This is a genomic window from Calidithermus timidus DSM 17022, from assembly GCF_000373205.1.
Taxonomy (GTDB): domain Bacteria; phylum Deinococcota; class Deinococci; order Deinococcales; family Thermaceae; genus Calidithermus; species Calidithermus timidus.
Genome location: NZ_KB890698.1, coordinates 200,415 through 219,491 on the forward strand (window position 1 = coordinate 200,415; position 19,077 = coordinate 219,491).

The following is a 19,077-nucleotide window of genomic DNA, read 5'->3' on the forward strand; positions in this document are numbered from 1 at the left end:
ATCAGCATATCTACCGCCCTTGAGGCGCATTTGTCCTCTGGTCTACTATTGCCTCTGTCTACTGCAAAGTCGTCCTGCGCGGCTCGAGATCCTGGCTGCGCGGGGCTTCGGTGACCATCACCCGGTTACGGCCAGCCTCCTTGGCCTGCAGCAGGGTCCAGTCGGCTTGGAGGACCCAGGCCTCGAGCAAGCCCTCCGAGGTGGGGATGCCACCCCCGGTGAGGCCCGCCGAGAGGGTGATGTTCCAGGAGATGGGCTCGACCTCCAGCGCCCCCAGCTCGGCCCGGATGCGCTCGAGCACCCGCCGGGCCTCCTCCAGCCCTGCCCCGTAGAGGAACAGGGCGAACTCCTCGCCCCCCCAGCGCACCGCCAGGTCCTCGGTGCGCAGGTGGCGGCGCAGCACCCCGGCCAGGGTTTGCAGCACCCGGTCGCCCACCGGGTGGCCGTAGGTGTCGTTGATGCGCTTGAAGTGGTCGAGGTCGAGCATGGCCACGCTCAGAGGGCGCTGACTGGTGTGGCAGAGCTCGATCAGGCGGGGAATCTGGCGCTCGAGCCCCCGGCGGTTGAGTAGGCCGGTGAGGGGGTCGGTGAGGGCGCGGTGGCGCCACTCTTCCAGCGACAGCGCCGAGCGCAGCTTCTCGGCCACGAAGGGGCCCAGCACCTCGAGGTCGTGGGCGTCGGAGGGGCTGGGGGTGTGTTCGAAGTACAGCCGCCCCTCGGCTTCATGGGCGTAGAGGGGAAAATGCTTGGCGTAAAGTGTGACCTTTCCCACCCGCACGGATTCGCGGTTGCGGATTTCGATGCCCACCAGGTGAGGGAATACCGGCTGCAGGGCATCCAGCACGCGCTGCATCAACCCGGCTGCCCCGAGGTTTTGGGTGGTCTGTACCCCGGCCTCCAGCTCACCCAGCCGCTCCAATAGCGAGGTCCAGCGCTCCAATCTCTCCTCGGCCCACTGGCGCTTGCGGTAGAGCAAGCCCGAAAAGGCCAGCACGATCACCAGCAGGGGGTAAGCCGCCAACAGCGCTGCCTCGACCAGCATCGACGGGTACAGCAGGCTGGCGGTGTGGATGAACAGCAGATAAACTCCCAGGGTGCTGGCGATGCCCAGCAAGTAGGGCCAGAATCTCGCCTGCCGCTCTAGATCACGTGCCTCGAGGTAGGCCCCCAGGCCCATGAGGGCGTAGCTGCTGCCCCACATGCTGAAGTCCAACATGCCCAGCGCGGGTTGCCCCAGCCAGTAGTACGCACTGTGCACGCTCACCCGCATGAAGATCCCCAGACCTAGCAGTAAGCGCCCCACCGAGGCCTGACCTCGCAGGGCGGGCTCGAGCACCGGCAGGGCGAAGATCATGAGCAGGAGATCCAGCGACGAGACTACCGCGGAGAGCAGGGCCGAAGGGCGGGCCAGCAGAGCGACCGTGCAGAGCAGCAAGGCGGGCACCAGCAACAAGACCCAGCGCGGGGTGGCCCGCACCTCGAGGCGGATGAGGGTGGTCATCCAACTGGCCGCTCCTGCGTAGAAAAACACGTCGGCGGGGGTGATTACCGCACCGAAGCCCTGGCTGCGCTGAACCCACCAGGTTAGCTCCTCCAAAGCCCACAGCAACAAACCCCACGCCGCTCCCTGCCAGACGGGCCGACGCCTTGCTTCGCGCAGAAGCAATAACCCAAATCCCAGAGCTATTACGCAAAGCAAAAGTTCAGCCCCTAGCACGTTACTCCCTGCGGGTATCCTAACATGAGGATAGGGCGCTTCTGGTTCGATTGGGGTAAAAAGTGCTTATGGAGGGACAGGAAGCCGGAAAAGGCCGTCGGTGCTTGGAGAGCTGTAATTATCGACGTAGAGGTGGCCTGATGGCTATCGACCGGCGGCTATAGTGGGCCTATGTTGCGCGTGGTGCTCTACCAGCCCGACATTCCGCAAAACACCGGCAACATCGCTCGCACCTGCGCTGCGGCAGGGGCTGAGTTGCACCTGATCCGTCCCTTTGGCTTCCGCTGGTCGAGTGATCCCAGGCTCAAGCGGGCCGGCCTGGACTACTGGCCTCACGTGCATTACGTGCTGCACGACTCCTGGGCAAATTTCGTCGAGCAGTTGGAAGCGGGGGCGAGGGTGTGGGCCTTCAGCTCTAAAGCCCGGCAGCCCTACACCGACGTTGGGTACCAGCCCGGCGACTACTTGCTCTTTGGCCCCGAAACCCGCGGCCTGCCCGAGGAAATCCTGCGCCAGTTTCCCGGAGTGAGCATCCCCATGCCCGGCCCGGTGCGATCGCTCAACGTCTCGGTGGCGGTGGGCATCGCCTTGTTCGAGGCACTGAGGCAACTGAGGAGCGATTAAGTACAGCGTCGTACAGGTATCTATGCGACGGTGTATTAAGTACCCCACGGGAAGCGTTTGTCGGCACGCTCCAAGACGCGAAGCTTCCCGTAAGAGCCCCGGATGAGGGAAAACCAAGCGGAGAGTGCTTAGTATGGGGGCGTGGTCTTTGATTTCGTCGAAGAAGTCTTGCAGCGCCCCCCGCTGGTCTTGGGCGTTGACCCCCGCCCCGAGCTACACCGGGTAGAGGGGGTTCGCGAATCGCCCCTGCGGCACATCCGCCGTTACACCCTCGAGCTGATGGAAGCCTTGGCCGCCAGGCTGTGTGCGGTCAAGTTCCAAGCAGCCTTCTTCGAAGCGCTGGGGCCGGAGGGCTTCGCGCTGATGCACGAGTTGGTGGCTGGAGCACGGGTATTGGCCCTGCCGGTGATCTTCGATGCCAAGCGCGGAGATATCGGTTCTACCGCCGAGGCCTACGCCAGGGCCTACCTCGAGGCCTATCCCGGCAGCGCCCTCACCGTCAACCCCTACCTAGGCGAGGACGCCCTGGAACCCTTCCTCCAGGCCGCCTTGGGCAGCCGCGGCGCGCTGTTCGTGCTGGTCAAGACCTCCAACCCCGGTTCGGGCTTCCTCCAGGACCTGCGCTTGGCCGACGGGCGCAGGCTCTCCCAGGCGGTGGCTGGCTGGGTGGCCGCGCAGGCCGAGCGCTGTCGGGTGGGGGAGTGGAGCCGGGTGGGGGCGGTAGTGGGGGCGACCTATCCCGAGCAGGTGGACGAACTGCGTTCGGCCATGCCCCGCTCCCCCTTCCTCCTGCCCGGCCTGGGGGCTCAGGGTGGGCAACCCCTGCGGGGAGCCGGGCTGCTCAACTCGGCCAGTCGGGCGCTGTACTATCCGGGGGGAAAGCCGCAGCTCGAGGCCGCCGTGGCCCAGGCCGAGGCCTACCTGAGCGCGCTCAGCGCACCCACCCCGTCGCTTTGAAAACCACCCGGCTCAGGCTGGCCCAGGTTCCTGGGAGGGCTCATTACGCCAATAGCAAAATTTTGACTCACAATATGCTACCATTTATTCCATGGGCTTCCCCGACCACCCTCACCCCAGCATCGTCGGGCGTGGCGCAGCCTCCAACCCCTCCAACCGCTTCGAGCGGCTGCAGGTCACCCTCGACCCGCACGACGACTGCTTCGAGCCCGAGGCGATCAAGCCACAAACCCAGTATTTCAAGGACCATTCCCGCTCGATCCTCGCCCGCAACGACTCCCCCGACGTGGGGGCCAAGGTCAGCATCAACCCCTACCGCGGGTGCGAGCATGGTTGCGTGTATTGCTATGCCCGGCCCACACACGAATACCTGGGCTTCTCCCTGGGCCTGGACTTCGAGAGCAAGATCATGGTCAAGACCGACGCGCCCGAGCTGCTGCGCAAGGAACTCGCGCACCCGCGCTGGCAGCCGCAGGTGGTGATGTTCAGCGGTGTGACCGACATCTACCAGCCGGCCGAGCGCCACTTCGAGCTCACCCGCCGCTGCCTCGAGGTCTTTCTCGAGTTCCGTAACCCCGTGGGGATGGTCACCAAGAACTACCTCATCACCCGCGACCTCGACCTGCTCGTGGAGATGGCCCGCTACCGCTGCGTGTCGGTGGGCATCTCGCTCACCACCCTCGACGAGGAACTGCGGCGGCTGATGGAGCCGCGCACCTCGGCGCCCAGGCGCCGCTTGGCGGCCATCGAGGCCCTGGCGAGCGCCGGGGTGCAGGTGGGGGTGATGACCGCGCCCATCATCCCCGGCCTCAACGACCACGAGATCCCCGCGCTGATCCGCGAGGCGGCCCAGGCCGGCGCCAGGTGGGCCGCCTACACCGTCGTGCATCTACCCTACGGGCTCAAGGAGCTCTTCACCGACTGGCTCTCCCGCCACTACCCCGAGCGCAAGGAGAAGGTGCTCGGGCGCATCCGGGCTATGCGGGGTGGCCAGCTCAACGACCCCCGCTTCGGCTACCGCATGACCGGCGAGGGTGTATTTGCCGACCAGATCCGCCAGCTCTTTCGCGCCGCCTGCCGCAAGGCGGGGTTGCCCAAGCCTGCCTACCGGCTCACCACCGAGCACTTCCGGGTGCCTGGGGTGCACCAGCCCCGGCTGTGGTGAGGGGTTCTCATCGGCTCGAGGCCGCTCCCCAAGCCGTCGCAGTCCCTCGCTGGGTGCCTCAACGCAGGTCGTACGTCCTGCGTCGTACACAAGACGCCCCTTCTTCACCTCCCGTGGCAAACTGTGTGCCCCTTAGCATAGAGCCTGATGGACGTGCTTCAGATGTACCGCGAGACCGGAGCCCTGCACGAGGGCCATTTCCTGCTCAGGAGCGGGCGGCATTCGCCGATGTTTTTGCAATCGGTCACCCTGATGCAGCACCCCCTGTATGCCGAGGCCATCGGGGAGGCGATTGGTAAGCTGTTCGAGGACGTGGGGCTGGAGTTCGTGATCGGCCCGGCGATGGGCGGGGTGACGCTGGCCTTCGTGGTGGCGCGGGCCCTGGGGGTGCGTTCGCTCTTCGCCGAGAAGGACGGCGCGGGCGGGATGTACGTACGCGAAGGGCTCACCATTCACCCCGGTGACCGGTTCCTGGCGGTCGAGGACGTGATCACCACGGGGGGCTCGGTGCAGCGGGCCATCCGGGCCGCCGAAGCCAAGGGGGGAGTGTGCGTGGGGGTGGGGGCCATCGTGGACCGCAGCGGGGGCCAGGCCGATTTCGGCGTGCCCTTCAGGGCCCTCACCGCCCTCGAGTTCCCCACCTATGATCCAAGCGACTGTCCGCTGTGCCGCCAGGGGGTACCCTTACGAGAGATATGACCGTGCCGAAGGCTCAATACCCAACACACAACGTCGAAGCTTTATTGCCGAGGGCGGGGCGGCGAGGGCTGAGTAGCTGCTCCCTCCTCACCCGCTGCGGCCTGGGCTTGCTTTTTGCCTTGCTCTTTACCCTCAGCCTTGGTTTTTCCCTGGCCCATGGTGAAGAGATCGAGGCCGCGAGGCAGGCGGTTCAGGAGTGGCAGGCCGGGAAGTATACCGTAGACCCTAGCCAGGCCTTCGGCAAGCCCGCCGAGGAGTCGGTGCGCATCCTCGAGCGCTACATCGCCTTCCCGCCCCCGCCGCAGGGGCTCGAGGTCAACCTCGAGTCGCCCCTGGCGGAAGAGAGCACGCGGGGCAGCGTGGTGAGCTTCCCGGCCAGCGTAGGCGAGCAGACCGGCGAAGTGCGGGTGCTGTTAAAAAACGGCGAGCCAACCCGCATCACTTGGGTGCCCGCCGGGGGGCAACTCCCGCCGTGGATCGAGAGCCCGGTGACTTGGGGGGTGTTCGTCCTGGTGTCGCTGGGCTGGGTGCTGGCCCTGCGGGGTGGGGGCATCCTGGCGCAGTGGTGGCGCGAGGGCTGGGCCCTGGTGCGCGCTCACGCCCGGTTGTACCTCACGCTCAACGCCGTGCTCTACGGACTGTTCATCCTGGGCTCCCTGGCGGCCTACGCCTCGCCCGAGATGGCGGGCTTGGTGCAGCGGCTGGTGGGTGGCGCCCTCGAGCAGATCGGCATCGGGGAGGGGGGCGTAAGGGGCGGGGTGCTCGAGTTCGCCCTGCTGATCTTCTACTGGAACTTCACCCGCGGCCTGGTGCTCACCACCGCCATGCCAGGGCTGTTGTTGGGGGTCCCGGCCCTGCTCATCAACGCCTTCCGCTACTTCTTCTTCGGTTTCGCCCTGAGCCCGGCGCTCTTCCCCACCGTAGCCTTCCTGGCCCATGTGCCCACGCTGATCATCGAGTTGCAGGCTTACATCCTGGGCACTTTTGGGGGGATGGTGCTGGCGGGCAGGGTGCTGCGCGGTGAGGGCTTTCGTCCGGGGTTGCGGGCGGTGGGCCTGATGGTCTATCTGGGTGGCTTCTTCCTGCTCATAGGCGCCTGGTACGAGGCTTTGGAGATCGTGGTGCTTCTGGGGCGATGAGCGATCCCTCCACCTCCTCCTCGGGCAAGGTCGCGGTCATCGGCGCGGGGGCCTGGGGTACGGCGATTGCCCTGCTGATGGCGCAAAAGGGCCTCGAGGTAGCGCTGTGGGCCCGCCGAAGGGAGCAGGCCGAGGCCATGCTGGCCATGCGGGAGAACCGGGAGTACCTGCCGGGGATCGCCCTGCCCGCCAACCTGCAGCCCACCTCCCATGCCGCCGAAGCGCTCGAAGGCGCGGCTTTGGCGGTGGTGGCGGTGCCCTCGAGGGCGCTGGCCGAAACGCTCGCCCCCATGCCCAGGGCCCCGGCCTATCTCTCGCTCACCAAGGGATTGGCCCACACCGACTGCGGCCTCACCCGCATGAGCCAGGTCATCGCTGAGGTGACGGGAGTGGAGCGCGTGGCCGCCCTCTCAGGCCCCAACCTGGCGGAGGAGATCGCCCGCTTCCAGCCCGCCGCCTCGGTAGTAGCCGCCTCCGACGCCGAACTAGCCCGGTGGGTGCAGAAGATCCTTAGCGGCCCCAGCTTTCGGGTCTACACCAGCAACGACCTCGTGGGGGTGGAGCTGGGCGGAGCCCTCAAGAACGTCATCGCTCTGGCGGCGGGCATGGTGGATGGCTTGCGGCTGGGCGACAACGCTAAGGCCTCACTGATGACCCGCGCCCTGCGCGAGATCGTGCGCTTCGGGGTCGCCCAGGGGGCGCAGAGCGAAACCTTTTACGGGCTTTCGGGTCTGGGTGACCTGATCGCCACCTGCACCAGCCTGCACTCGCGCAACCGCGGGGCCGGAGAGAGGATCGCCCGCGGGGCTACATTGCGGGAACTCGAGGCCAGCAAGCAGGTCGTCGAGGGTATCTACACCGTCAAGGCCCTGCACGAGTGGGGGCAGCGCTCGGGGGTGGAGATGCCCATCACCGAAGCGGTCTGGCGGGTGATTTACCGGGGCGAGAAGCCGCTCGAGGTGCTCTCGGCGTTGATGGGGCGAGAGGCCAAGTCGGAGTAGGGGATTTCAACTTTCTAATACGAAACTTTTTTCTTCGTTTCGCTTTCATTAAGACCCAAGAATGATTGACAAACGAAATATGCCGCGCTTACAATACCGCTGACCTGAGAGTCTAACGGTCGCCGCCGACGGTCTTAGGAGAGCATCCTGTGGCTAACCAGTGACGGGTTAGGTCTGGGAGGTGTTTTTCTGTGTCCCGGCGGGGGAGGTATGGGTATGAAGAAATTGCTGTTGGGTGCGCTGTTGGTGATGGGGATGGGCCTGGCCATGGCTCAGCAGATTCGCATCGTCGTGGTCTCCCACGGGCAGGCGGCTGACCCCTTTTGGTCGGTGGTCAAGAACGGGGTGGACCAGGCGGCCAAAGACATGAATGTGCGGGTGGAGTACCGAGCGCCCGAAACCTTTGACATGGTGCGCATGGCCCAGCTCATCGACGCTGCGGTGGCTTCCAGGCCCAATGCGATCGTGGTTTCGATTCCCGACGCCAAAGCCCTGGAAAGGTCGATCACCGCCGCGGTGAAGGCGGGCATCCCGGTCGTCTCGATGAACTCCGGCTCCGACGTGGCCGAGAAGCTAGGTGTGCTGCTTCACGTGGGCCAGACCGAGTACGAAGCCGGTCTGGGGGCGGGCAAGCGCATGAAGGCGGCGGGCGTGAAGAACGCCATCTGCATCAACCAGGAAGTCGGCAACGTTGCGCTCGACCTTCGCTGCAAAGGGTTCTTTGATGGGCTGGGGATCAAGCCCAACGTGATTCCCGTGAAGATCGGCGATCCTACGGGCATCAGGAACGCAGTCGCCGCCGCCTTGCAGAAGGACCCCACCATCGACGGCGTGCTGACCCTTGGCCCTACGGCTGCCGAGCCCGTGTTGCAGGCCATCGAGGGCAAGAAGCTGGTCTTTGGCACCTTCGACCTTTCGCCTGCGGTGCTCAAGGCGCTGAGCGAGAAGAAGATGGCTTTTGCCATCGACCAGCAGCAGTGGCTGCAGGGCTACTTGCCCATCGTGATCCTGGCCAACTACGTCCGCTATGGCCTGCTGCCGGCCAACAACGTCATCCTCACCGGGCCGGGCTTCGTCACCCCCGAGAACGCCGCCCAGGTGATCGACCTGAGCAAGAAGGGCATCCGCTGAGTCGCTGGCGCCGGTTGGGTGGAGCTTTTGCGGCTTCGAGGCCCCCAACGAAGGCTGTTGGGGGCCTCTTTTTCCAGAAGAGCATTCGGGGAGTGAAAGCATGGCGGTGAGAACACAGGACGAGCGGTTGCGGCCCATAAGCCTCTGGCAGCGACTATTGCTGCGCCCTGAGCTCGGTTCGATCGCGGGCCTGATCGTGGTGTTCGGTTTTTTCGCGATTGCCGCGGGGGATAGCGGTTTCCTGACCTGGGCCGGCACGCGCAACTACCTCGAGGTCGCCGCACAGCTGGGCATCCTGGCGGCGGCGGTAGCCTTGCTGATGATCGGGGGTGAGTTCGACCTCTCGGTGGGCTCGATGATCGGGGTGGCGGCGGTCATGATGGCCATTCTGAGCCACCCCGATTACGGGGGCTTGCCCATCTCCTTTTCCCTGGTGATCACCCTTGGCTTTGCCCTGCTGATCGGTTACTTCAACGGCTGGCTGGTGCTGCGAACCGGGTTGCCCTCCTTCATCGTGACCCTGGCGATGATGTTCATCCTCTCGGGCGCGAACATCGGCTTTACCAAGCTGATCACCAAGCTCACCATCGTCTCGGGGCTGGGGGATTCGCTGGCCAAGGACCCCTTGAGCTTCCTGTTCACCGGCGCTTTATTGGGGCTTCCGGCAGCGGTGTGGTGGTGGTTGGCGGCGACGCTGGTGTTGAGCTGGGTGCTGCTGCGAACCCCTTTTGGCAACTGGATTTTCGGGGCCGGGGGTGACCCTACCGCCGCCCGCAACGTGGGGGTTCCGGTGCGCCGGGTGAAGATCACCCTCTTCATGCTCACCGCGGCAGCAGCAACTTTGGTGGCCGCGATCCAGGTGATGGGCCTGGGCTCGGCGAACGTACTCCAGGGGCAGGGTAAGGAGCTCGAGGCCGTCGCAGCCTCGGTGATCGGCGGCTGCCTGCTGAGCGGGGGCTATGGCTCGGTGATCGGCGCGGGTATCGGGGCTTTGATCCTGGCCATCGTGCAGCAGGGCATCGTATATACCAACATCGACCTCGACTGGTTCAAGGTGATGGTGGGGGGCATGATCCTGGGCGCGGTAATCCTGAACAACTACCTGCGCAAGCTCTCCCTGCAGGTGCGGAGGTGAGGTCATGACGCCACTGATCGAGCTGCGCAAGGTGAGCAAGTACTTCGGGCCGGTGGTCTCGCTCAAAGACATCGACCTGAGGGTCTACGCGGGCGAAGTCCACTGCCTGCTGGGCGACAACGGCGCGGGCAAGAGCACCCTGATCAAGGCCCTTTCGGGGGTGCACCAACCCTCGGAAGGCCAGATCTACATGGAGGGGCAGCCCGTGGTCTTCAACTCGCCCAGGGATGCCCTGGACAAGGGCATCGCCACCGTCTACCAAGACCTGGCCATGCTGCCTTTAATGAGCATCAGCCGCAACTTTTTCCTCGGGCGCGAGCCCAAGCGGAAATTCGGTCCGTTCAACCTCTACGACGGGCATTTCGCCGCCAGGGTGGCCCGTGAGGAACTGCGCAAAATCGGCATCGACATCCGCGACCCCGACCAGCCGGTGGGCACCTTGTCGGGGGGCGAGCGGCAGTCGGTGGCCATCGCCCGGGCGGTCTACTTCGGGGCCAAGGTGCTCATCCTCGACGAGCCTACCTCGGCGCTGGGGGTCAAGGAGTCGGCGGTGGTGCTCAAGTACATCGTGCAGGCTAAGCTCAAGGGTCTGGGGGTGATCTTCATCACCCACAACGTGCACCACGCCTGGGCGGTGGGGGACACCTTCACCGTGCTCAACCGGGGCCGCAGTTACGGCACCTTCAAGAAAGCCGAGACCACCCGCGAGCAGCTTTTGCAGATGATGGCCGGGGGGGAGGAGCTGGAGGCCTTGTCGGTGGAGCTCGAGCTCATCGCCAAGAAGGACCCCACCACCGCCGCCCAGATCGAGCACAAGGCGGCGGAGGAGTTGCACAAACCCAATTGAAGCCAATGCTCGATCGCTGGTAGCCGAAGTGCAGCAAACGAAAAACGTATTCGGACGAGACCCGTAGGAGGTTTTGTGAAAGCACTGAACATGGCCATGATCGGCGCAGGCCGCATGGGCCTGGCCCACGCCCGGGTGCTGGCCGGATTGGCCGAGTGCCGGGTGGTGCGGGTGGTGGACACCCTCGCCCAGAACGCCGAGCGGGTGGCCGCCGAGCTCGGGGCCGAACCCAGCACCCACCTCGAGGACGCCTTCCGGCCCGAGGTGGATGCGGTGATCGTCACCACCCCCACCCCCACCCACGCCGAGGTGGTGGAGGCCGCGGCCCGGGCGGGCAAGGCCATCTTCGTGGAGAAGCCCATCGCCGAGAGCCTGGAGGCCGGGCGGCGGGTGGTGGCGGCGGTGGAGCGCGCGGGGGTGCCCTGCCAGGTGGGCTTCCAGCGCCGCTACGACCCGGCTTATGTGCGGGCCAAGGCGATGATCGAGGAGGGGGCGCTGGGGCGGCTGGAGGGCATCCGGTTGGTGGGGCGCGATCCGTATCTGCCCCGGCTCGAGTTCCTCAAGACCAGCGGGGGCCTCTTGGTGGACATGGGCATCCACGACCTGGACTCGGCCCGCTTTCTGCTGGGCGAGGTGGCCGAGGTCTATGCCATTGGAGGCGTGCTGGTCGAGCCGGAGCTGAAGCAATACGGCCTGTTCGATACCGCCGTGGCCACCCTGCGCTTCGAAAGCGGCGCGGTGGGAACCCTGGAGGTGGCCTTGCGCACGGCCTACGGCTACGACATCCGCTGCGAGGTGTTGGGGGAGCGGGGCCGCATCCACATCGAGCGCGACCGCCGCCCCGACCTGACCCTCTACGACGAGCGCGGGGGAAACTTCGACCGCCCCCGCAACTTTGAGGAGCGCTTCCCCGAAGCCTACGCCGCCGAGATGGTGGCCTTCGCCCGCAACCTACACGCGGGCAGGCCCCTGGAGCCTGGCGTGCGCGACGCCTGGTACTCGCTGCGGCTGGCCAAGGCCGCCCAGCACGCCCTGGAGACCGGACAGATGGTGAACGTGAAGGAATTTGGAGGAGAACTGTGAGCACCCAGCGGCTTACCGTGGCCCAGGCCCTGGTCAAGTTCCTGGCCGCCCAGTTTACGGAGCGGGACGGCCGGGAGGAGCGCCTTATCCGGGGGGTCTGGGCCATCTTCGGCCACGGCAACGTATCGGGGCTGGGCCAGGCCCTGGAGGAGTACGGCGACGCGGTGGGCCTGCCCACCTACCGCCCCCAGAACGAACAGGCCATGGTGCACGCGGCCATCGCCTACGCCAAGCACAAAAACCGCCTCTCCACCTTCGCCTGCACCGCCTCGGTGGGGCCGGGATCCACCAACATGCTCACCACCGCGGCCACCGCCACCGTCAACCGGCTGCCGGTGCTGCTGTTGCCCTCGGACTACTTCGCCAACCGCCTGCCCGACCCTGTCTTGCAGCAGCTCGAGCACCCCCTCGAGCACGACGTGAGCGTGAACGACGCCTTTAGGCCCCTCTCCCGCTTCTTTACCCGCATCACCCGGCCCTCCCAGCTCCTCTCCGCCCTGCCCGAGGCCATGCGCGTGCTCACCGACCCCGCCGAGACCGGGGCGGTCACCCTCTGCCTACCCGAGGACGTGCAGACCGAAGCTTACGACTGGCCCGAGGGCTTCTTCGCCAAGCGAGTCTGGCGCATTCGCCGCCCCACGCCCGAGCCGGAAGTACTCGAACAAGTGGCCGAACTCATCAAGAGGGCCAAGCGCCCGCTGATCGTGACCGGAGGGGGCACGCTCTACTCCGAAGCCCACACCCAGCTCGCCGCTTTTGCTCAGACCTACGGCATCCCGGTGGCGGAGTCGCAGGGGGGCAAGGGGGCTTTGCCCTGGGATCACCCCCTGTGCGTGGGCGCGGTGGGTTCGAACGGGGGAACCGCCGCCAACCGCCTGGCCAAAGAGGCTGACCTGGTCCTCGCCATCGGCACCCGGCTGGGCGACTTCGTCACCGCCTCCAAGACCGCCTTTGAGAACCCAGAGGTGAAGTTCGTCGGGGTGAACGTGCTCCCCTTCGACGCGGCCAAGCTGAACGGTCTGTCGCTGGTGGCCGACGCCCGGCGGGCCCTGGAAGCGCTCGGCCAGGCCCTGAAGGGCTTCGCGGGCACCCCGGCCTCCTACCGCGAAGAGGTGGAGCGGCTCAAGCGCGAGTGGGACGAGACCGTTGCGGCTTACCGCACGCCCCGGCCCGAGAAAAAGGAGATGGCCCAGGCCGAGGTGATCGGCCTGGTGAACGAGGTGTATGGCGGCAAGGCCACCGTGATCTGCGCGGCGGGGAGCCTGCCGGGCGACTTGCTCAAGCTCTGGCGCTGCGAAGACCCCAAGGCCTACCACCTCGAGTACGGCTTCTCCTGCATGGGCTACGAGATTCCCGCCGGGCTGGGGGTGGCGCTGGCCGAGCCCGGGCGGGAGGTGGTGGTCTTCGTGGGGGATGGCAGCTACCTGATGATGAACTCGGAGATCGTCACCGCGGTGGCCGAGGGGCTGGATTTTACGGTCATGCTGATCGACAACAAGGCCTTCGGCTCGATTCGCGGCCTGCAGATGTCGCTGGGCTCGCCCTCCTTCAACAACGAGCTGCGGGCCCGCAACCCCCAGACCGGCCGCACCGACGGCCCTCCGGTGGGGGTGGACTTCGCCGCCCACGCCCGGGCCATGGGGGCGAGGGTGTGGAGCCCCAGGAACTACCGCGAACTGGAGGAAGCCCTCAAAGAGGCCCGCAAAGCCCGGGGCGTGAGGGTGATCGTGGTGCCGGTGAGCCTGGACGACCGCATCCCGGGCTTCGAGGGCTGGTGGGACGTGCCGGTGGCCGAGGTCTCGAGCCAGCCCGGGGTGAGGAAGGCCCGCGAGGACTACGAGGCCTACTTGAAGAAGCAGCGGCGCTATTTCTGAGACGCAAGACGCTTAGGACCTCCTGGAAAGGAACTTTGGACAATGGCGATCCGTTTTGGCAACGCCCCATGCAGTTGGGGCACCATCGAGGGCTGGGGGCAGGGCATCGGCTACGCCCAGATGCTCGATGAGCTTGTGGAAACCGGTTACCGCGGCACCGAGCTGGGCGACTTTGGCTACATGCCCACCGAGCCTGAGCGCTTGCGGCTGGAGCTTAGCTCGCGTGGCCTGACCATGCTGGGGGCCTACGAGGGGGTCTACCTCAAAGACCCCGCCCTTCACGCCGCCGGCGAAGAGCGCGTGCTGCGCACGGCCCGCCTCTTGAAAAGCGTGGCCGACGTGGGCGACGGCTGGCAGCCCTTCGTGGTGCTGGCCGATGAGCATAGCCGCGACCCGCTGCGCTTCCAGAACGCCGGGCGTGTCCGGCCTGAGCTGGGCCTTTCGGCCTCGGAGTGGAAGACCTTCGCGGCGGGGGCCACGCGCATTGCCCGGGCGGTGCGGGACGAGACCGGCTTGCGCACGGTATTCCACCACCACTGCGCGGGGTACGTGGAGGCTCCCTGGGAGATCGAGGCCTTCCTCGAGCACACCGACAGCGCGATCATCGGGCTGGTGTTCGACACGGGGCACTACCTCTACGGGACGGGCACCAACGAGCCACAGCAGGTGCTGGAGGGCCTCGAGCGCTTCAAGAGTCGGGTGGGGTACGTACACTACAAAGACTGCCACCCCCTCGTCGCCAGTGAAGCCCGTAGCAAGAGCTGGAACTATAAGGAGGCCGTCGGCAAGGGCGTGTTCTGCGAGCTGGGCCAGGGCCAGATCGACTTCGGCGCGGTGACCCAGAAGCTTTTGGCGCTGGGCTACGACGGCTGGATCACGGTGGAGCAGGACGTGCTGTCGGGCATGGGCCAACCCAAAGAGAGCGCCAAGCGCAACCGCGAGTACCTGCGGGCTGTGACCGGCCTCTAGGGGGTGGGGATGCTGCTGGACGCGCTGCAAGCACGCGAGCTCTTCAAGCTGGCCCTAAAGCGGCGCTTTGCGGTATTAGCGGTCAACGTGGACAGCCCCGCCGCCCTCACCGACTGCCTCGAGGCCGCCCGCCGGACGCAGGCTCCCATCATCCTCCAGACCAGCCTGTGGCAACTCAACAGCCACAGCTTCGGAGCCGGCGATGCCCTCACCGGGATGGCCCGCTTCATCGCCCAGCTTGCGGTGCTTGCCACCTCCGAGCGCTATGGCAATGTCCCGGTGCTCTACCACACCGACCACATCAAAGGCCCCCAGACCCTAAAGATCCTGGGCGCTGCGATTCGGGGTCTGCCGGTAAAGCTCGAGGGAAGCGAGGTGCGGCTGCGGGCTTCTACGCTTTCGCTGGATTCTTCCGAATTATCCGAGGCACAAAATATCGCTACCGTCAAGCGACTTTGCCAAATCGCAGCCGAGAGCGGCCTCGAGCTCACCCTCGAGATGGAAGCCGGGGTGGACGAGGGCCCGACCCCGCTCGAGGTCGCCGAGCGCCTGCTGCTCGGCGTCGAGCGCGAGTACCCGGGCAAGGTCTACCTGTGGGCCCCTGGGGTGGGCACGCGGCACGGTTTGGGCGATCAGAGCGCTTTTTCATCGGACGCGGTAGCCCAACACCAGGCCCTTGCCTCTCGGCTCACCGGGCGGCCTATCGGCATCGCGCTGCATGGCTCGTCGGGTTTGAGCCCAGCCAGCCTGCAAGCGGCGGTGCGGGCCGGGGTATGTAAGGTTAACTGGTCGTCGGAAAGCCTTTTGCTGCGCTCGAGGGCGGCCCAGGAGTACTACGCCACCCATGTCGCCGAGCTGCAGCCGGGTCACCCGCGCTGGAAGGCCGCTGCCATGGACGACGGGCTGCAACGCTACATTGCAGAGCGCTATGTTCCGGTGGTGATGGAGCGCATCCGGCTCCTAGGCGGGTCGGGCATGGCTCCGCTGCTGCTGGAGCACCTGGGGGTGTCGGCGTGAGCACGCGCTATGACCTCATCGCCATAGGCCGTTCCTCGATCGACCTTTACTCCAACGACATCGGGGCGGCTTTCCCCGATATCCGCACCTTCGGGGCCTACATCGGCGGGAGCCCCCTCAACATCGCCGTCGGGGCGAGCCGCCTGGGGCTCAAGACCGCCCTGCTGACGGCGGTGGGGGTGGACAAAATAGGGGAGTTCATCCTCGAGCGCCTGCGCCGCGAAAAGGTAGAGACCCGCTTTATCCCGCAAAAGCCCGGAACCCGCACCTCGGCGGTGCTGTTGGGCATCGAGCCCCCGGATCGATTCCCCATCACCTTCTACCGCGAGAACGCCGCCGACATCCAGCTTTCGATCGATGATGTGCTCCATACGCCCATTGGCCAGGCCAGAGCAGTGCAGCTTTCTGGTGTTGCCCTGGCCAAAGAGCCCAGCCGCAGCGCTACCTTCTTTGCCGCCGAACAGGCCAAGGCTGCGGGGGCCACGGTCTTTTTGGACCTCGACTTTCGGGCCGACGGCTGGCACGACCCCCGCGCCTACGGGGTGCAAATCCGCGCCTTATTGCCGATGGTGGATGTGGCCATCGGCACCGAGGAGGAGGTCAACGCGGCCATGCTGCGCCGAGCCGAGGACATCACCATCCGCCACTCGCAGATCACCGCGCCGGAAATCCGGGGCGACCTGGAGGCCAACATCCGGGCCTTGCTGGGCAAGGGGGTGGAGGCCCTGGTGGTCAAACGGGGGGCCAGGGGGGCCGATGTGTACTTGCCGGACGGCAGCGTCGTGAACGCCCCTGCCTTCGAGGTGGAAGTGCTCAGCGTGCTGGGTGCGGGGGATGCTTTTGCCGCGGGTTTTATCTATGGGCGCTTGCAGGGCTGGGACTGGTACAAGAGTGCGCGCATGGGCAACGCTTGTGGGGCCATCGTCGTGACCCGGATCGGCTGTGCGGAATTTGCCCCGTACTTGGGCGAGGTGCTCGAGTTCATCCGGTCTAAGGGTGGGTTTTGATGGCGCTTGTGTTTGCCAAACTTATGGGAGGTTCACATGAGTAAAACCTATGGTGTCGCTTTATTGGGTGCAGGACGGATGGGGATGGAACACGCCCGCACCATGCTGGGTGTGGCCGAGGCCCGGGTGCTGGCGGTCGCCGATCCCAATGTCCAAGCGGCAGAGGCGGCTGGAGGCTTGCTGCGGGCGGAGAAGGTCTACGCTGACCCCGAGGAGGCCATCCACCACCCCGGCGTGGAGGCGGTGGTCATCGTCACGCCCACCGACACCCACGCCCGCTACATCGAGCTAGCAGCCCAAGCCGGCAAGGCCATATTCTGCGAAAAACCCGTGGCCAAGGACCTGGAGGAGACCCGGCGGGTGCTGGGGATCGTAGAGCACAAAGGGGTGCCCTTCCAGATCGGCTTCCAGCGCCGCTACGACCCGCCCTATGCGCAGGCCAAGCGCAAGATCGAGGCGGGGGAGATCGGGCAGGTCGAGCAGTTCATCGCGGTGATGCGCGACCCCGCCCCGGCCCCCCTGGACTACCTCAAGGGCTCCGGGGGCATCTTCATCGACCAGTCCATCCACGACATCGACTGCGCGCGCTTTTTGGTGGGGGAGGTGGAGGAAGTCCACGCCTGGGGCGCGGTCAGGGTGGACCCCAGAATAGGCGAGATCGGCGACGTGGACACCACCAACCTGAGCCTGCGCTTCGCAAGCGGCGCGCTGGGGGTGATCCAGAACTCCAGGCGGGCGGTGTATGGCTACGACGTGCGCACCGAGGTCTTCGGCTCAGGGGGCAAGCTGGTGATGGATGCCACCCCCAAGACCCCTCTGTGGCAGTACGGCGACGGGGTCAGGGCCGACCACTACCACTTCTTCATGGACCGCTTCAAGGAAGCCTACCGGCTGGAGCTCGAGGCCTTCTTCGGCTTCTTGAGCAAGGCACAGATCCCCACCCCCGGAGCCAGAGATGCCATAGAGTCCCTGCGCATCGCGTTGGCGGCGACCAGGAGCCTCAAAGAGGGGCGCAGCGTGCGACTGGAGGAGATCCCATGAGCTCGCCCAACCACCTCAGGCCCCGCTCGGGTGTGGGCAACCTCGTCGCGGTCAGCCCGGCTTCGGCAGGGTGGAAGTACCTGTCCTTCCAGGCCGTTGCCCTTCCGGCAGGCTACACCCAAAACGGCAGCTCCGGCGCTCGGGAGGTGGCCGTGGTGCCCCTATCGGGCGAAATACGGCTCGAGGTGGGGACCCAGTCCTTCGAGCTAAGGCGCAGGGATGTCTTTTCGGAGTTGCCTTCGGTCTTGTACTTGCCGCCGCGCACCGAATACCGGATCCAAGCGCTCACGGACGCCGAGTTTGCCCTGGGGGGCGCGCCCGCGGAGGGACGCTACCCCGTGCGGCTGTTCAGGCCCGAGGAAATTCGGGTGGAGATGCGGGGGGGAGCCAACGCCACCCGCCAGGTGAGCCACATCCTGGGGCCACAGCTTCCCGCCGAACGCCTGCTTTTATACGAGGTCTACACGCCCTCGGGTTTCTGGTCGGGCTGGCCGCCGCACCGCCACGACGGACGGATGGGCTCGTTGTATATCGAGGAGACCTACTACTACAAGATCCAGCCCGCCCACGGCTTCGCCATCCACCGCAACTACAGCCCCGAGGACGGCCTAGACGAGCTTCTGCTGGCCAAAGATGGCGATCTGATCCTCGCGCCAAAGGGCTATCATCCGGTTGTGGCGCCGCCCGGGTCCAACGTGTACTACCTCAACTACATGGCCGGCGAAGCCCTGAACGAGGCTCGAGCCACGCCGCCGGTGGATGACCCCGATTGGGCTTGGATGCGAGAGGATTGGGCGGGGAAGCCGCTGAAACTTCCCATCGGGAAGCCTTGAGCTAAGCGACCAATAGGAGAGCCAGAGCATGAAGACCGAGGATCGGCGCAGGAAGATCGTCGAACTGCTGGAGCAGAGGGGTTCGGTTTTGGTAGAAGACCTGGCGGCTGAGTTCCAAGTCAGCCAGGTGACCATCCGCAAGGACCTGACGGAACTGGAAGGACGCGGCCTGCTGCACCGCACCCACGGGGGGGCCACCTATACCCACAAGAGCCTGTTCAACCCTTCCTTCCGCGAGAAGATACACCTTCAGCAGGCCGAGAAGCAGGCCATCGTCAAAGCCGCCCTGGAGCACATTGAAGAGGGCGACACCCTGATTCTGGACGCGGGCAGCACCACCCTGACCCTGGTGCGGCTGATGAAGCGGTACTTCCGCTCGCTGTACATCATCACCAACTCCATACCCATCGCCAGCGAGCTGGTGGATACCCACTTTGAGCTTTTGCTGACCGGCGGCCAGGTGCGCCACCACAGCATGGCCCTCATTGGTCCGGCGGCGGTGCGCACCCTCGAGGTCTACCACGCCGACAAGGCCTTCATGTGTGCGACGGGCGTCTCGGCTCACAAGGGCTACAGCACTCCCAACCCCTACGAGGCCCAGACCAAACAGGCCATGCTGAGGGCCGCCGACACCGCCTTTGCCCTGGTGGACTCCAGCAAGCTGGGGCGGGCGACTTTGGCCAGCTTCGCCGCGCTGGAGGAGATCGACCTGCTCATCACCGACGAGGGCGCGCCTAAGGACTTCCTGGAGTACCTGGAGCGCCAGGGGCTGAAGTACCGGGTTGCCGAGCTCGAGGCTGGCCCCGCCCTCAAGCAGGTCTCTAGGGTAGGCTGACGC

18 protein-coding genes are annotated in these 19,077 nt (G+C 65.9%); 17 read left to right on the forward strand and 1 reads right to left on the reverse strand.

The features are described 5' to 3' along the window. Nucleotides 1-58 precede the first annotated feature (58 nt). Nucleotides 59-1,612, reverse strand: a complete 1,554-nt coding sequence (locus B047_RS17265; RefSeq protein WP_018467092.1) for a GGDEF domain-containing protein — start codon at nucleotides 1,610-1,612, stop codon at nucleotides 59-61. 276 nt (nucleotides 1,613-1,888) lie between these two features. Between B047_RS17265 and B047_RS0111380 the strand changes: the two genes are divergently transcribed. The 17 genes from B047_RS0111380 to B047_RS0111460 all read left to right on the forward strand — a co-directional run bounded on the left by B047_RS0111380 (nucleotide 1,889) and on the right by B047_RS0111460 (nucleotide 19,074). Beyond that, nucleotides 1,889-2,341, forward strand: coding sequence for a tRNA (cytidine(34)-2'-O)-methyltransferase (locus B047_RS0111380; RefSeq protein WP_018467093.1), 453 nt, complete (start codon nucleotides 1,889-1,891; stop codon nucleotides 2,339-2,341). 141 nt (nucleotides 2,342-2,482) lie between these two features. Further along, nucleotides 2,483-3,298, forward strand: coding sequence for an orotidine-5'-phosphate decarboxylase (pyrF, locus tag B047_RS0111385; protein WP_018467094.1), 816 nt, complete (start codon nucleotides 2,483-2,485; stop codon nucleotides 3,296-3,298). Between the two features lie 91 nt (nucleotides 3,299-3,389). Beyond that, nucleotides 3,390-4,463: a PA0069 family radical SAM protein gene (locus B047_RS0111390; protein ID WP_018467095.1), complete on the forward strand. Its 1,074-nt coding sequence runs from the start codon at nucleotides 3,390-3,392 to the stop codon at nucleotides 4,461-4,463. Between the two features lie 147 nt (nucleotides 4,464-4,610). Beyond that, nucleotides 4,611-5,162, forward strand: coding sequence for an orotate phosphoribosyltransferase (gene pyrE, locus B047_RS0111395; RefSeq protein ID WP_018467096.1), 552 nt, complete (start codon nucleotides 4,611-4,613; stop codon nucleotides 5,160-5,162). Next, nucleotides 5,159-6,301, forward strand: a complete 1,143-nt coding sequence (locus B047_RS0111400) for a stage II sporulation protein M (protein ID WP_018467097.1) — start codon at nucleotides 5,159-5,161, stop codon at nucleotides 6,299-6,301. Before pyrE ends, B047_RS0111400 begins: the two co-directional genes overlap by 4 nt. Beyond that, nucleotides 6,298-7,302, forward strand: coding sequence for an NAD(P)H-dependent glycerol-3-phosphate dehydrogenase (locus B047_RS0111405; protein WP_018467098.1), 1,005 nt, complete (start codon nucleotides 6,298-6,300; stop codon nucleotides 7,300-7,302). Before B047_RS0111400 ends, B047_RS0111405 begins: the two co-directional genes overlap by 4 nt. A 216-nt stretch (nucleotides 7,303-7,518) precedes the next feature. Next, the gene (locus B047_RS0111410) at nucleotides 7,519-8,433 is read left to right on the forward strand and encodes a sugar ABC transporter substrate-binding protein (protein ID WP_018467099.1); all 915 of its coding nucleotides are present in this window, start codon (nucleotides 7,519-7,521) and stop codon (nucleotides 8,431-8,433) included. Between the two features lie 100 nt (nucleotides 8,434-8,533). Then, nucleotides 8,534-9,568, forward strand: a complete 1,035-nt coding sequence (locus tag B047_RS0111415; protein WP_026234834.1) for an ABC transporter permease — start codon at nucleotides 8,534-8,536, stop codon at nucleotides 9,566-9,568. 4 nt (nucleotides 9,569-9,572) lie between these two features. Beyond that, nucleotides 9,573-10,415: an ATP-binding cassette domain-containing protein gene (locus B047_RS0111420; RefSeq protein WP_018467101.1), complete on the forward strand. Its 843-nt coding sequence runs from the start codon at nucleotides 9,573-9,575 to the stop codon at nucleotides 10,413-10,415. Between the two features lie 75 nt (nucleotides 10,416-10,490). After that, entirely contained in the window at nucleotides 10,491-11,498 is a 1,008-nt protein-coding gene (iolG, locus tag B047_RS0111425) for an inositol 2-dehydrogenase (protein WP_018467102.1), read from the forward strand. Next, nucleotides 11,495-13,372: a 3D-(3,5/4)-trihydroxycyclohexane-1,2-dione acylhydrolase (decyclizing) gene (gene iolD, locus B047_RS0111430; protein ID WP_018467103.1), complete on the forward strand. Its 1,878-nt coding sequence runs from the start codon at nucleotides 11,495-11,497 to the stop codon at nucleotides 13,370-13,372. The genes iolG (B047_RS0111425) and iolD overlap by 4 nt, the downstream gene beginning before the upstream one ends. A gap of 42 nt (nucleotides 13,373-13,414) precedes the next feature. Then, complete coding sequence (locus tag B047_RS0111435) at nucleotides 13,415-14,341, forward strand: TIM barrel protein (protein WP_018467104.1); 927 nt, start codon at nucleotides 13,415-13,417, stop codon at nucleotides 14,339-14,341. A 9-nt stretch (nucleotides 14,342-14,350) separates the two neighbouring features. Then, nucleotides 14,351-15,358 carry a class II fructose-bisphosphate aldolase gene (locus B047_RS0111440; protein WP_018467105.1) on the forward strand — a complete coding sequence of 336 codons (1,008 nt, stop codon included), beginning with the start codon at nucleotides 14,351-14,353 and terminating at the stop codon, nucleotides 15,356-15,358. Continuing rightward, nucleotides 15,355-16,365: a 5-dehydro-2-deoxygluconokinase gene (gene iolC / locus B047_RS0111445; RefSeq protein WP_018467106.1), complete on the forward strand. Its 1,011-nt coding sequence runs from the start codon at nucleotides 15,355-15,357 to the stop codon at nucleotides 16,363-16,365. The genes B047_RS0111440 and iolC overlap by 4 nt, the downstream gene beginning before the upstream one ends. Nucleotides 16,366-16,401: 36 nt before the next feature. Then, a complete protein-coding gene (gene iolG, locus B047_RS0111450) occupies nucleotides 16,402-17,406 on the forward strand; it encodes an inositol 2-dehydrogenase (RefSeq protein WP_026234836.1) in 1,005 nt (334 codons plus the stop codon). Next, on the forward strand, nucleotides 17,403-18,239 hold the full coding sequence (gene iolB / locus B047_RS0111455; RefSeq protein WP_018467108.1) for a 5-deoxy-glucuronate isomerase: 837 nt from the start codon (nucleotides 17,403-17,405) through the stop codon (nucleotides 18,237-18,239). The genes iolG (B047_RS0111450) and iolB overlap by 4 nt, the downstream gene beginning before the upstream one ends. A gap of 28 nt (nucleotides 18,240-18,267) precedes the next feature. Next, nucleotides 18,268-19,074: a DeoR/GlpR family DNA-binding transcription regulator gene (locus tag B047_RS0111460; protein ID WP_018467109.1), complete on the forward strand. Its 807-nt coding sequence runs from the start codon at nucleotides 18,268-18,270 to the stop codon at nucleotides 19,072-19,074. Nucleotides 19,075-19,077 lie beyond the last annotated feature (3 nt).